11 protein-coding genes and 1 pseudogene are annotated in these 13,111 nt (G+C 67.8%); 6 read left to right on the top strand and 6 right to left on the bottom strand.

The annotated features are described in order from the left end of the window. Window positions 1-18: 18 nt before the first annotated feature. The gene (locus EH231_RS04485) at window positions 19-1,653 is read right to left on the bottom strand and encodes a DUF885 domain-containing protein (RefSeq protein ID WP_124711970.1); all 1,635 of its coding nucleotides are present in this window, start codon (window positions 1,651-1,653) and stop codon (window positions 19-21) included. Beyond that, window positions 1,646-2,536: a KPN_02809 family neutral zinc metallopeptidase gene (gene ypfJ / locus EH231_RS04490; RefSeq protein WP_090425480.1), complete on the bottom strand. Its 891-nt coding sequence runs from the start codon at window positions 2,534-2,536 to the stop codon at window positions 1,646-1,648. Before ypfJ ends, EH231_RS04485 begins: the two co-directional genes overlap by 8 nt. A 398-nt stretch (window positions 2,537-2,934) precedes the next feature. Here ypfJ and EH231_RS04495 point away from each other — a divergent pair, with 398 nt between their 5' ends. Next, window positions 2,935-4,050, top strand: a complete 1,116-nt coding sequence (locus EH231_RS04495; RefSeq protein ID WP_241177883.1) for an RNA-guided endonuclease InsQ/TnpB family protein — start codon at window positions 2,935-2,937, stop codon at window positions 4,048-4,050. An 82-nt stretch (window positions 4,051-4,132) separates the two neighbouring features. After that, on the top strand, window positions 4,133-5,608 hold the full coding sequence (locus EH231_RS04500) for a carboxylesterase/lipase family protein (protein ID WP_124711971.1): 1,476 nt from the start codon (window positions 4,133-4,135) through the stop codon (window positions 5,606-5,608). 4 nt (window positions 5,609-5,612) lie between these two features. On the opposite strand, the pseudogene EH231_RS04505 reads toward EH231_RS04500, so the two are convergent. Together EH231_RS04505 and EH231_RS04510 are read right to left on the bottom strand one after the other, a co-directional pair. Beyond that, window positions 5,613-6,115: pseudogene (locus tag EH231_RS04505) on the bottom strand (SRPBCC family protein). 36 nt (window positions 6,116-6,151) lie between these two features. Then, window positions 6,152-7,048, bottom strand: coding sequence for an oxidoreductase (locus tag EH231_RS04510; RefSeq protein ID WP_124714173.1), 897 nt, complete (start codon window positions 7,046-7,048; stop codon window positions 6,152-6,154). 185 nt (window positions 7,049-7,233) lie between these two features. Between EH231_RS04510 and aspS the strand changes: the two genes are divergently transcribed. Together aspS and EH231_RS04520 are read left to right on the top strand one after the other, a co-directional pair. After that, complete coding sequence (aspS, locus tag EH231_RS04515; RefSeq protein ID WP_090425484.1) at window positions 7,234-9,009, top strand: aspartate--tRNA ligase; 1,776 nt, start codon at window positions 7,234-7,236, stop codon at window positions 9,007-9,009. Next, window positions 9,006-9,467 carry a nitroreductase family deazaflavin-dependent oxidoreductase gene (locus EH231_RS04520; protein WP_090425485.1) on the top strand — a complete coding sequence of 154 codons (462 nt, stop codon included), beginning with the start codon at window positions 9,006-9,008 and terminating at the stop codon, window positions 9,465-9,467. The genes aspS and EH231_RS04520 overlap by 4 nt, the downstream gene beginning before the upstream one ends. A 65-nt stretch (window positions 9,468-9,532) precedes the next feature. Here the strand turns inward: EH231_RS04520 and EH231_RS04525 are convergent, their stop codons facing one another. Further along, window positions 9,533-10,717: a thiolase family protein gene (locus tag EH231_RS04525; protein ID WP_124711972.1), complete on the bottom strand. Its 1,185-nt coding sequence runs from the start codon at window positions 10,715-10,717 to the stop codon at window positions 9,533-9,535. 97 nt (window positions 10,718-10,814) lie between these two features. On the opposite strand from EH231_RS04525, the gene EH231_RS04530 reads away from it, so the two are divergent. Both EH231_RS04530 and EH231_RS04535 read left to right on the top strand, forming a co-directional pair. Next, complete coding sequence (locus EH231_RS04530; protein ID WP_124711973.1) at window positions 10,815-11,288, top strand: winged helix-turn-helix transcriptional regulator; 474 nt, start codon at window positions 10,815-10,817, stop codon at window positions 11,286-11,288. Window positions 11,289-11,313: 25 nt separating this feature from the next. Continuing rightward, complete coding sequence (locus tag EH231_RS04535; RefSeq protein WP_090425488.1) at window positions 11,314-12,243, top strand: DUF389 domain-containing protein; 930 nt, start codon at window positions 11,314-11,316, stop codon at window positions 12,241-12,243. On the opposite strand, the gene EH231_RS04540 is transcribed toward EH231_RS04535, so the two are convergent. Continuing rightward, window positions 12,230-12,982, bottom strand: a complete 753-nt coding sequence (locus tag EH231_RS04540; RefSeq protein ID WP_234927130.1) for a GAP family protein — start codon at window positions 12,980-12,982, stop codon at window positions 12,230-12,232. The genes EH231_RS04535 and EH231_RS04540 overlap by 14 nt on opposite strands. Window positions 12,983-13,111 lie beyond the last annotated feature (129 nt).

The raw sequence follows: 13,111 nt of genomic DNA on the forward strand, positions 1-13,111 counted from the left end.
ACCAGTGTGTGCCACCGGTCAGCCCGACGACAACGCCGATCTGAGCACATCCAGCGGCAGCCCACCCAGATCCAGTGCGCGGCTGTGGAATTCTCGCAACGACGATCCCCGGCGCAGGGTCTCGTCGCGCAGTTCGTGCCAGATCCGCTGACCGATGGCGTACGACGGTGCCTGCCCCGGCCAGCCCAGGTAGCGATCCAGCTCGAAACGCAGGTTCTCCTCGGCCATGGCCGAATGCGAGGTCAGGAAGTTCCATGCCCGCTCGGCATCCCACACCTCACCGTCGGGTGCGGTCAAGCCGCAGTGCACGCCGATGTCGATGACCACGCGGGCAGCGCGGAATCGTTGCGCGTCAAGCATTCCCATCCGGTCACCGGCATCGTCGAGCCAGCCCAGCTCAGCCATCAACCGCTCGGCGTACAGTGCCCAGCCCTCACCGTGGCCCGACACCCAGCAGCCCAGCCGCCGCCACCGGTTGAGCTGGTCGGCCAGGGCCACGGCGCGACCGATCTGCAGGTGGTGGCCGGGGACACCTTCGTGGAAGACCGTGGTGGTTTCCTGCCAGGTGTGGAACTGCTCGACCCCGGGCGGCACCGACCACCACATGCGTCCGGGGCGCGACCAGTCCTCGGACGGCCCGGTGTAGTAGATGCCGCCCGTCTGGGTCGGTGCGATCCGGCATTCGAGGGTGCGAAGCGGCCCCTCGATGTCGAAGTGGGTGCCGGCCAGGGAGTCCACCGCGCGATCGGAGAGCTGCTGCATCCATGCCTGCAGGGCGTCCGTGCCGCTGACGACGTATCGCGGCTCCTCGTCGAGCCGGCGCAGCGTCTCGGCGACCGTGGCGCCGGGATAGAGCTGCTGGGCGATCGATTCCTGCTCGGCCACAACGGCATCGAGCAGTCCCAGACCCCACTCGTAGGCCTCGTCGAGATCGACGGAGGTACCGAGGAACAGCCGTGACATGAGCCTGTAGGCGTCGCGCCCGCAGGCATCGGTTTGACGGGCACGCGGGGCGATCTCCTCACGCAGCACCTCGCCCAAGTGCCGGTAGGCGTCGGCCGCGGCCTCGCTGTGCTGCCGCAACTCCGCCTGAAGCCGCGGGTTCTCCGGCGCCGCGCCGGTGCACATCTCGGCGAACAACTCGGCGATCTGGCGGGACTGGGCGACCCCTCGGGTGACCTGGCGCAGGGCGGGGGCGTGGCCGGTGCCCGACGCTTCGCGCAACGCGTCCGCGTAACCGGCGGCCCGCTCGGGTACTTTCGCCAACCGCGCGGCGATCAGCGCCCAATCATCCTCGGTATCGGTGGGCATCAGGTCGAATACGTCACGCATGGTCTGCAGCGGCGACGCGATGACGTTGAGCTCGCCCAGGTCCAGCCCGGCATCATGCACGTCGACGATCGCGCCGAGGCGCTCCCGCAGTGCAGCCACCGTCACCACGTCGATGTCATCGACGGGTTCGATCCCATCGATCTCGGCCAAGGTGGCACGGGCCGCTTCGGCGCGTGCGGTCACTCCCTGCGGGGAGTAGTCGGTGACGTCGTCGTCGTGACCGTTGATACCCAGTTCTGTTGCGGCACACGGGTCGAGGCGCGCATAGGTGTCCAGGTAGCGTTCGGCTACCGCGTCGACGGCGGTGGCGGCCCTAGCCAAGGTTGTTCGCGGCGAAGGTGTCGCACTTGTTCGGATCACCGGTCTGGTAACCGATGGTGAACCACTTCTGGCGCTGTTCGGAGGAACCGTGGGTCCAGGCCTCGGGGTTGACCCGGCCGGTGGCCTGCTTCTGGATCCGGTCATCGCCCACGGAGGAGGCCGCCGACAGCGCGTCGGTGATGTCCTTGTCGCTCAACGGTTCCAGGAAGGGCACGTCGGTGCCCTCCTGCCGGGTGATCGACGCGTAATGCGCCCACACCCCGGCGTAGCAGTCGGCCTGCAGTTCGGTGCGCACGCCCGCGCCGGTGGCGCCCTCGGGGTCACGCTGGGCCCGGCCGAGAACGCCCAGCAGGTCCTGCACGTGGTGACCGAACTCGTGGGCCACCACGTACTCCTGCGCGAGCGGGCCTCCGCTGGAACCGAACTGGTCGACGAGCACCTGGAAGAAGTCGGTGTCGAAGTAGGCCGTCTTGTCGACCGGGCAGTAGAACGGACCGACATCACTGGTCGCCGGACCGCAGCCGGTCTGAACCTGGCCCTTGAACAGTCGCACGTGCGGACGGGTGTAGCCCTTGAGCAGCTGCTGCCACACACCGTCCACGGAGTTTCCGGTGGCGACCACGCGGCATTCGACCTTCGAGTTGGCGTCGGCGCCGGTCTTGCACTGGCTCAGATCGAAACCTTCGGCCTCGACACCGTTGGTGGAGATCTCCTGCTGCTGGGGGAGCACGGTGCCGGGGTCCACGCCGAGGAACAGCGCGAGCACCACGATCAACAGACCACCCATGCCTCCACCGATCGCGATGCCACGGCCGGGGCCACGGCCGCCACCGGAACTGGAAGTGGTGCTCGTGTCGATCTGCATACCCTCGTTGAAGGTCATCGCGTCACTCCATCGCATTCGCCGGTAGGTGCGTGCTCAACAGCCCGTTCAGCGTACCTTTGCGAGGTACGTCCTCCGTTGACCATTGATAGGAATTGCTTCCCGTTGTCGGTGCGTCGTCGTGAAGCCTCGGCGCGCTGGGCTGTGTAGGTCTGCGTGTATCGGGGTTTGGCAGCCACCACCATAGCGACGGAGGCCGGTGCCTGTGTCCGGGTGAGTGAGCGTTGTCGTACCCGGGATCTAGTGTGCGGGCATGAAGTTGGCCGTGCAGGTGCGGTTGGAGGCAGACGCCGCCCAACTTGATGTGCTCGCACGCACGCTGATCGCCTGTAACGAGACAGCGAACCATGTATCGACCATCGCCCACCGTCAGGCTGTGTTCAGGCGGCGAGACCTGCGTGCAATCACCTACGCCATGGCCCGCCAGCACGCTGGACTGCGGGGCGCAGGCGGCGCAGTTGTGCATCCGAAAAGTTGCGGATGCCTACACCACGCTGGCATCGAATCTGGGCAGCGGCCGCCACGGGGTGCCGGGCAGCACACGCCGACAGAAGGTTCAGGCCCACCCGATCCGGTTCCGGTCTCTTGGCGCCCAGCCGTTCGACGATCGTTGTTTGTCGTGGATCCATGACGCCGATACCGATACCGATACCGATACGGGTGGGTCGGTCTCTATCTGGACGGTTGACGGGCGATTGAAGAACCTCCGGTTCACCGGCAAACCCGACCAGATCGCGCTTTTGCGGACGTCCCGCAGAGGGGAAACCGACTTGGTGCTGCGCCGCTGCCGTGGCACGCTGACCGCGTTTTTGATCGCCAGTGTCGTGGTGCCCGAGCCCCTGGCCTCTACCGGGGCTCATCTGCATTCGAGCGACGGGTGGATCGGTGTGGATCTGGGTGTGGAGAACATCGCGGTCACCAGTGATCGGCCGCTGGCCAGGGAGTTGTTGGCGACTGACGGCGCAGGCGCACCCGATGGGGCCGCGGGGCGAGGAAGTGTGAAGGACAGACGTACCCGTAACCGGGAGGTGCGCCAGAAGCTCCAGAGGAAGAACACCAAGTCGGCGAAACGTCTGCTGCGGATACGTGCCCGCAAGGAAGCGCGCTTCGCGGCCGACGTCAACCACCAAATTTCGAAGAGGATAGTGGCCGAGGCTGAACGCACCGGACGCGGAATCGCAGTCGAAGACCTGACTGGGATCCGCGAACGGGTACGGCTCCGCAAGCCCCAACGCGCCACCCACGCGAGTTGGACTTTCGCCCAGCTCGGGGTGTTCCTCACTTATAAAGCAGCCCGAGCTGGTGTGCCGATCGTCCGGGTGGACCCGGCATACACCAGCCAGCGATGTACCGCCTGCGGCCACATCGACAAACGCAACCGGACCAGCCAGGCCGAGTTCGTCTGTCGGGACTGCGGATTCACCGCAGAACACGCAGACATCCTCGGGGCCGATAACATCGCGCTCCGAGCCGCCGCCACCTGGGCCCAGTCAACGGCCCCCAGCGCGGCGTGACACCTGACACCCAGCCAGGGGCTACAGCTGCAAACCCGGTCCTTCGACCAGGTAGTTGGCCTTGCCACATTAGGATTCACACGTGTCCGTCGTTGCGGAACATACGACCATCGCCCACACCTCGCTTGGGCGGCTACGCGGCACCCGCGAAGGCGGGGTCAGCGTATGGCGGGGTGTCGAGTACGCCCAGCAGCCCATCGGCGCATTGCGTTTCCTCGCGCCGCGGCCCGTCGTGCCCTGGACCGGGGTGCGCGACGCCGTCGAGCACGGCCCTTTGCCGCCCCAAGGCCGTTCGTTCGTCGGGGGAGGCCGCGACGACCCCAAGGTCCGCGACGAGGCCTGCCTGACCGTCACGGTGTGGTCGCCCGACACGGGTGGATCGCTGCCGGTGATGGTGTGGATCCCCGGCGGGGCCTTCGTCTACGGCGCCGGCCAGCTGCAGCTGTACAACGGTTCGCGGCTGGCGGCCAACGGCAACGTGGTCGTCGTCAATGTCACGTACCGGCTCGGCGTGTTCGGTGGATTCGAACTTGGTGACCTGGGCGAGGGGTTCGACGACAACCTGTGCCTGCGCGACCAGATCGCCGCGCTGCAGTGGGTGCGCGACAACATCGCCGCATTCGGCGGCGATCCGGAACAGGTGACGGTGTTCGGTGAATCGGCCGGTGCCACATCGGTGTTGGCACTGTTGGCCAGCCCGGCGGCGGACGGTCTGTTCGCCAGGGCCATCGCCCAGAGCCCGGCGCTGCCGCTGATCGCCGATCGCGAAGACCGGGCCCGCCAGTCGCGGCGCTTCATGCAACTGCTCGGGGTCGGCGCCGAGCAGCTCAAGGTGCTGCCGCAGCGCCAGTTGCGCCGGGCCGCCGGTCAGCTACAGCTCGAGAGTGCGCAGCAGACACCGAAGTTGGCCTACGGGCTGACCCACGGCGTCGACCTGCTGCCGCTGCACCCGACCGAAGCCGCACGCGCGGGTGCGGTGTCCGCGGTGCCGTTGATCATCGGCACCAACAGTCACGAGGCGTCGATGTTCGCCTGGGGCAAGCCGCCGATGCTGCCGACCACGCAGGCCGGCGTCGAGGACTATCTGCGCCGTCGCGCTCCGCACGACCGCGATCGGGTGTTGAGCGCCTATCCCGATCTCCCGCGCCGCAGGGCGTTGATCGCTTTCGGGTCCGACGTCATGTTCGGGGCGCCGACCTGGGCGTTCGCCGATGCCTACAGCGGGCACGCGCCGACTCACGTGTACCGGTTCGACCACACCACCTGGACGTTGAAGGTATTGGGCCTGGGCGCCACCCATGGCAGCGAGATCGTGCACATCCAGCACAGCTACGGGTCGTATCTCGGGCGCAAGTTGCACCCGCTGGGCCGGCGGGTGCAGCCGTCGGTCGGCCGGCGGATGCAACGTACCTGGCTGGATTTCGCCCGCGCCGAGGTCGCCGACTGGCCTGAGTACGACGTCGAGCGGCGCCTGACCCGGGTGATCCGTTCCGCGCGCGACGAGACCGTCGCCGATCCGGACGCGGTGCGGCGCGTGGCGTGGGAAGGGCTGGGCTGACGCCCTACTTGCCGTAGCGCTCGTCGCTATACCGGCGGAGGTTGTGCAGGAACCGCTGGAACAGCCACGCCATCACGGGCCGGCCCATGGTCATCCCGAGGCGCCCGGCCAGCCCGCTGGGCTTCATCGCCATCACCCAGGTCAGGCGGCAGCCGTCGGCCGTCTCCACCACGCGGTAGTCCTCGGCGAAGGCCGAGATCGCGTTCGAGGTGCTGGTGTTGAAACGGAAAGCCATGTGAGAGAAAGGTTCCCACGCCAGGAATCCTCATCGCCGACGATGTGCCCGCGCATCGTGACCGTACGGGTGGTGCCGACGCCGCGGGGTTCGGGGCTGGTCCACTCGACATTGGTGATGACGGTGGCCCAGTGTGGCCAGGAGGTCTCGTCGGACAGCACCTCGAACAGCTGCTCTCCGGTGATGGCGAGGTCGACGGTGCTGACGAAGCGGAACGGCGCACGGTCGATGAAATCCAACTCGACGCGTTCGCACTGGTAGGTCCGGGCCATGGGTAGACACCCTAGGGGAAAGTGTCTAGTGCCGGGTCAGCCCGGCCCGTCGCCGGCCGCCGCCAGCAGTGGGACCACCACGTCACTGATGGGGGTGGGCAGGCCATGCGCGGCCGCCTTGCGGGAGATGACGCCGTTGCGGATATCCCACTCCAGCGGCCGGCCGGCCCGATGGTCGGTCAGCATCGAGGTGGTGAGGTCCTCGGGTGCGGCGGCCAGCATGGTGACGATCTCGTCGACCACCTCATCACCCAGATCGGCGCCGTCGGCGCGGGCCACGGCGAGGCACTCGGTCAGATAGCGCCGCGCCAAGGCGGCCACGTCGTCGCGGCGGAACATGCCCGCGCGCCGGTCTGCCAGCACCATGAACCCGACCACGGCGTTGACCAGCAACTTGCGCCAGGCCGCGCTGCGGAAATCGGGGTCGTGTTCGACGGTGATCGCGGTGCCGCGCACCGCGCCGGCCACGGTCGCCGCCGCCGGGGTGTCGGGCAGCACCAACCGGGCCTCGCTGCGCAACCGCACCCAGCCGCCGGGCTGCATCTCCGACGAGATCCACACCGCTGCGGGCACCACGTGGGCCTCGTCGGTGCGAGGGCTGATCCCACTGACCCGCTCGACCTGCTCGACGCCGTTCTGCAGCGCGCACACCACGGTGTTCTCGTCGCACAGCCGGTCCAGCCACCCCGCCGCCCTGCCGTTCTGGGTGTCCTTGACGGCGAGAAACACCACGTCGAGCGGCCCGTCGACCGTGGCCGGATCGGTGTGCACCGGGCCGGGTAAATAAATGGGCGGGTGGCCGTCGGGCCGCACCTCGACACCGTCGCGCGGGGTCCGTCCACACAGCAGGACCGGTCGGCCTGCGGCATACAGGAGTGCGGCGACGGCGGACCCGATGGCGCCCGGGCCGATGACCGCGATGGGGGAGTTCAGTGTTCTCGGGTCTTCGCGCAAGCGCTCATCCACAGCCGATCGGTCTTCGCGCAAGCGCTCATCCACAGCCGATCGGTCTTCGCGCAAGCGCTCATCCACATCGCCAAGTTACCGCCGCAGACCGACTCTCTAGACTGGTCAATCGTCACCACCAGTCTCTCTCGACTCAACATTCAGGAGTTTTCGTGCTGCGCAGTCATGGCGCCGGTTCATTGCGGGCCGCGGATGCCGGTCAAACGGTCACCTTGGCGGGATGGGTGGCGCGTCGCCGTGACCACGGCGGGGTCATCTTCATCGACCTGCGCGACGCTTCGGGCGTGTCTCAGGTGGTGTTCCGCGAAGGCGATGTGCTCGCCGCCGCGCACCGGCTGCGCGCCGAGTTCTGCATCGCCGTGACCGGAGTGGTCGAGGTCCGTCCCGAGGGCAACGAGAACCCCGACATCCCCACTGGCAAGATCGAGGTGAACGCCACCTCGCTGACCGTGCTGTCCGAGAGCGCCCCGCTGCCGTTCCAGCTCGATGAGACCGCCGGCGAGGAAGCCCGGCTCAAGTACCGCTACCTGGATCTGCGCCGCGAGGGCCCGGGCCACGCAATCCGGTTGCGGTCCAAGGTCAATGCGGCCGCCCGCAGTGTGCTGTCCGAGCACGACTTCGTCGAGATCGAAACCCCGACGTTGACGCGTTCGACCCCGGAGGGCGCCCGCGACTTCCTGGTGCCCGCGCGCCTGCAGCCCGGCTCGTTCTACGCGCTGCCGCAGAGCCCGCAGCTGTTCAAGCAGCTGCTCATGGTCGCGGGCATGGAGCGCTACTACCAGATTGCGCGCTGTTACCGCGACGAGGACTTCCGAGCCGACCGCCAGCCGGAGTTCACCCAGCTGGACATGGAGCTCAGCTTCGTCGACGCCGACGATGTCATCGCGATCTCCGAGCAGATCCTGAAGGCGTTGTGGGCCCTCGTCGGCTACGACCTGCCGCTGCCGCTGCCCCGGATCAGCTACGCCGACGCGATGCGCCGGTTCGGCTCCGACAAGCCCGACCTGCGGTTCGGCGTCGAACTCATCGAGTGCACCGATTACTTCAAAGACACCCCCTTCCGGGTGTTCCAGGCGCCGTACGTGGGTGCCGTCGTCATGGCCGGTGGTGCGTCGCAGCCGCGTCGCACCCTCGACGGCTGGCAGGAGTTCGCCAAGCAGCGCGGCCACAAGGGGCTGGCCTACGTCCTGGTGGCTGAGGACGGCACGCTGGGCGGCCCGGTGGCCAAGAACCTCACCGACGCCGAGCGCGACGGCCTGGCCGCCCACGTCGGCGCCAAGCCCGGTGACTGCGTGTTCTTCGCGGCGGGCCCGGCCAGGTCGGCGCGAGCGCTGCTGGGCGCCACCCGCATCGAGATCGCCAAGCGCCTCAACCTGATCGACCCGGCCGCCTGGGCGTTCACCTGGGTGGTGGACTTCCCGATGTTCGAGCCCGCCGATGTGGCGACGGCCTCGGGCGACGTGGCTGTGGGCTCGGGGGCCTGGACGGCCGTGCACCACGCCTTCACCGCGCCGAAGGCCGAATCGGAGGGCAACTTCGACACCGATCCGGGCAGCGCGTTGTCCGATGCCTACGACATCGTCTGCAACGGCAACGAGATCGGCGGCGGCTCGATCCGTATCCATCGGCGCGACATCCAGGAGCGGGTGTTCGCCATGATGGGCATCGATCACGATGAGGCCCAGGACAAGTTCGGATTCCTGTTGGACGCCTTCGCCTTCGGGGCGCCGCCGCACGGCGGCATCGCGTTCGGCTGGGACCGCATCACCGCGCTGCTGGCCGGGGTGGACTCGATCCGCGAGGTCATCGCGTTCCCCAAGTCGGGTGGTGGCGTCGACCCGCTGACCGATGCGCCCGCGCCGATCACTCCGCAGCAGCGCAAGGAATCGGGAATAGACGCCAAGCCCGAGGAGCTCAAGAAGTCATGAGCGATATCGACCCTGACTTCGACAAGAGCGAATTGGTCGCCGACACGGCGGCTCTCGATGACTTCAACCGCAACGTGGTCGAGGAATTCCGCGCCAATGGAGGCAAGGTGGGCGGGCCCTTCGAGGGCGGCACGCTGCTGCTGTTGCACACCACCGGGGCCAAATCCGGTCAGCCCCGGCTGTCGCCGCTGGCCTACCTGGATGTCGACGACCGGATGCTGATCGTGGGCTCCTACGCCGGTGCACCGAAAGACCCGGCGTGGGTGCACAATCTGCGGGCCAACCCCAAGGTGCGCGTCGAGGTGGGCACCGAGGCCTACGACGCGACGGCCCGGGAGCTGCCCGCCGACGAGCGCGACGCGGCGTACCCGAAGATCATCGAGCGCGCCCCCGTCTTCGCCGAGTATCAGTCCAAGACCACCCGGGCCATCCCGCTGTTCGAGCTGGTCCGCGCTTAACCCGTGAGTCGAGACGGTATTCCGGCAGCTCAGCTGCCGGGATACCGTCTCGGCGCGGATCGGGGTTACAGCCGCTCGATGATGGTGGCGTTGGCCATGCCGCCGCCCTCACACATCGTCTGCAGGCCGTAGCGCCCGCCGCGCTGCTCGAGCGCGTTGACCAGGGTGGTCATGATGCGCGCCCCGCTGGCGCCCAGCGGGTGCCCGATCGCGATCGCCCCGCCGTTGACATTCGTCTTGCCCAGGTCGGCACCTGTGTCATGCGCCCAGGCCAGCACCACCGGTGCGAACGCCTCGTTGACTTCGAACAGGTCGATGTCCGACAGTGTCAGACCCGCGCGCGCCAGGACCTTCTCGGTGGCCGGGATGACGCCGGTCAGCATGTAGAGCGGATCGGACCCCACGACGGTGGTGGTATGAATACGCGCAAGCGGGCTCAAACCCAGCTTCCTGGCCGTCGCGCCGCTGGTGATCATCACCGCGGCACTGCCGTCGGACAGAGGTGACGAGTTGCCGGGGGTGATCTCCCAGTTGATCTGCGGGAACCGGGCGGCATATGCCTCGTTGTAGAACGCCGGCTTCAGCCCGGACAGGGTGTCGACCGTGGTGCCCGGCCGGATGATCTCGTCGGTGCTCAGCCCGGCGATCGGCGCGAGTTCGGCCTCGAACGATCCGTCCTTGGTGGCCCGGGCGGCCTTCTCGTGACTGCCCGCCGAGAATTCGTCCAGCTGGGCACGGGAGAAGCCCCATTTGGCCGCGATCAACTCGGCGCTGATTCCTTGTGGGACAAGACCTTCGGAGTAGCGTTCGGCGAAGGCCAGGCCGAAGGGGTCGCTGCCCGGCAGCACCGAGCTGCCCATCGGCACTCGCGACATGGACTCCACGCCCGCGGCGATCACGACGTCGTACGCACCGGCCAGCACGCCTTGGGCGGCGAAGCTGATCGCCTGCTGGCTGCTGCCGCACTGGCGGTCGACGGTGGTCCCGGGTACCGATTCGGGGAACCCGGCGCCCAGCAGGGCGTTGCGGGCGACGTTGACGGCTTGATCGCCGACCTGGGTCACGGCGCCCGCTATGACGTCGTCGACGAGTACCGGGTCGACACCAGTGCGGGTGATCAGCTCCCGCAGGCTGTGGGCCAGAAGATCCGCCGGCAGAACGCCGTGCAGTGCACCGTTGGCCTTGCCTTTGCCGATCGGGGTCCGGACCGCTCCGACGATGACTGCGTCCCGGTCTGCATATCCGGTCATTCCGTGCCTCCTGATGCTCGACGCTGAGTATTGTTATGGCTACCCAGGTATAACACCTGGGTATAGTAAGAACAACTCAGGGATGGGGTTTGATTCCGTGGGAATGCTGCAGGGCAGGCTCGCCGACCGGGACAGTTGGTCGGCGGTGGGCCATTGCCCGATCGAGAGGACCATGGCGTTCGCCGGCACCAAGTCGGCGATGCTGATCATGCGCGAGGCCTTCTACGGCACGACCCGCTTCGACGACTTCGCCCGCCGGGTCGGGATCACCAAGGCGGCAACCTCGGCACGGTTGTCCGACCTGGTGGCGGCTGGACTCCTGGCAAAACGGCCCTATCGCGAGCCCGGTCAGCGGGAGCGCGACGAGTACGTGCTCACCGAATCCGGAACCGATTTCATGCCGGTGGTGTGGGCCATGTTCGAGTGGGGTCGCAAGCATCTCAACGACACCGGGCTGCGGCTCGCGCATGACGGGTGTGGTGCGCTGGCCGGAGTCGAAATCCGTTGTGAGGAAGGACACCAGGTGCCGCCCGACGATCTCGTCGTACGCGTCGAGCGTGGCACGTCCTGACGACTGAAACCGCTACTCTCGGCCCGTGCTGCACTTACGCGTCATCGCGCCGGCCGATCTGCGTGAACCGATTCTCCATGTCCTGGGCGAGCAGCCCGGTGTCACCCACATCGTGTTGTTGCCCGGTGCCGCGGTTGATCCCGCCGGCGACCAGATCACCGCCGATGTCGCCAGAGAAGCGGCCGACGACGTCGTCCATCGGTTGAAATCCCTTGATGTGCAGCACTTCGGCGCCATCACCCTCGAACCGCTCGACACCGTTCTGTCGAGTGCGGCCTATCACGCGGAGGACGTCGCGGGCGGTGACGGAGCCGATGCGGTGATCTGGGACGAACTGGTGTCGCGGACCCGCGAGGAGTCCAGTCTCAGCGTGACGTTCCTGATGTTCCTGTGCATCGCGTGCCTGCTCGCCGCCATCGGTGTGGTGACTGATTCGGCCATCACCGTGGTCGGGGCGATGGTCGTGGGGCCGGAGTTCGGCCCGCTCGCGGCACTCGCGGTCGCGCTCGTCCAACGCCGGATGTCGCTGGCGCGGCGGGCCGGCGCAGCGCTGCTGGTGGGCTTCCCGCTGGCGATGATCGTCACCGCGGTCGCGACGCTGGGTTTCGAGGCGCTCGGGTGGGTGCAACTGACCACGTTCAGCGAACTCACCGAAGTCGACTTCATCTTCCAGGTGGGACCGTTCTCCTTCGTCGTCGCACTACTGGCCGGCGCCGCCGGAATGCTGTCGCTCGTGTCGTCGAAATCCGAGGCGCTGGTCGGGGTCTTCATCTCGGTGACAACCGTGCCCGCCGCCGGGTTTGCCGTGGTGGCGGCCACTGTGGGCGATTGGGGCGTCGCCGCCGAATCAGTGCTCCAGTTGTTGGTGAACCTGCTGGGCATCACCTTGGCCGGCGTCCTGACGCTCGCGGTCTACCGCCGCGCGAAGGTCGGCCGCGCCGTCACAAGTGGCTGATGCCCGAGGCGAGGAAGAACAGTCCGACCGCGCCGGCGATCACGGCCACCACCAGGCGATGGTGGCGCCCCATCCAGGCATACAGTCGCTCGACACCTGACCGGGTGGCTTCCGGGGCGACCCAGAAGCTGATGATCGGGATCAGCGCGGCCAGGAAACCGACCAGGTTGAACACCACCAGTGCGGCCATCTGCTCGGCCAATGCGGCGCCCGAGGTGAGGGCCGCAGCCATCGCGGCCAGGTAGTAAGGCGTGGGGAAACCATTGATGAGGCCCAGCAGGGCAGCTGCCCACGGTGCCTCGCCGCGCAGCGCGGCCTGCATCCCCGCCGGCAGTTTCGACAGGCCTGGCACCTCGTCCTCTGCGGCCTCCACGGGCTGCGCATCGGTGCCGTCGCCCACCCCGGCCGGTACGGCCCGGCGAGCGCGCACCCGGTTGACCAGGCGTTCGAGCTGTCCTGTCGCGGACAGGACAGCGATCACCAGCGCCACGGCGCCGATGCCGAACTCCAGCCCCGGCGGCATCGTGCTTCCGCCGCCGCCCGTGGCGTTCTTGAAGACGAACACCACCGCGGCACCCACTGCGACATTGGCGGTGAAGGCGAAGAGGAAGAACGGGAGCAGCAACCGGACCGGCCGCGACCGCGACAGCATGAAGGCAACGACCCCGATTCTCAGTGGGTCGATTGCCGCCACGGCGGCCATCACCAGCACGGTGCTCCACATCGCGGGCGGCCACATCCCTTCACCTCAGTCACTCCACCGCTGAATTCAACCAGCGCTGACCGAATACGGCCGAATCCGGGCGCGCCGGCCGTGGCCGCCAGTCGCACACAGTGCGGGGGAGTGCGCCGTGTGGTGGGATTTGCA

It is taken from the genome of Mycolicibacterium nivoides (genome assembly GCF_003855255.1).
In the GTDB taxonomy this organism is placed as follows: domain Bacteria; phylum Actinomycetota; class Actinomycetes; order Mycobacteriales; family Mycobacteriaceae; genus Mycobacterium; species Mycobacterium nivoides.

Bases quoted from the DNA above. Each gene is read 5' to 3' on its own strand.
- ypfJ (WP_090425480.1), bottom strand. From the start codon at position 2,536: ATGACCTTCAACGAGGGTATGCAGATCGACACGAGCACCACTTCCAGT.
- EH231_RS04520 (WP_090425485.1), top strand. From the start codon at position 9,006: ATGAGCGATATCGACCCTGACTTCGACAAGAGCGAATTGGTCGCCGAC.
- EH231_RS04525 (WP_124711972.1), bottom strand. From the start codon at position 10,717: ATGACCGGATATGCAGACCGGGACGCAGTCATCGTCGGAGCGGTCCGG.
- EH231_RS04540 (WP_234927130.1), bottom strand. From the start codon at position 12,982: ATGTGGCCGCCCGCGATGTGGAGCACCGTGCTGGTGATGGCCGCCGTG.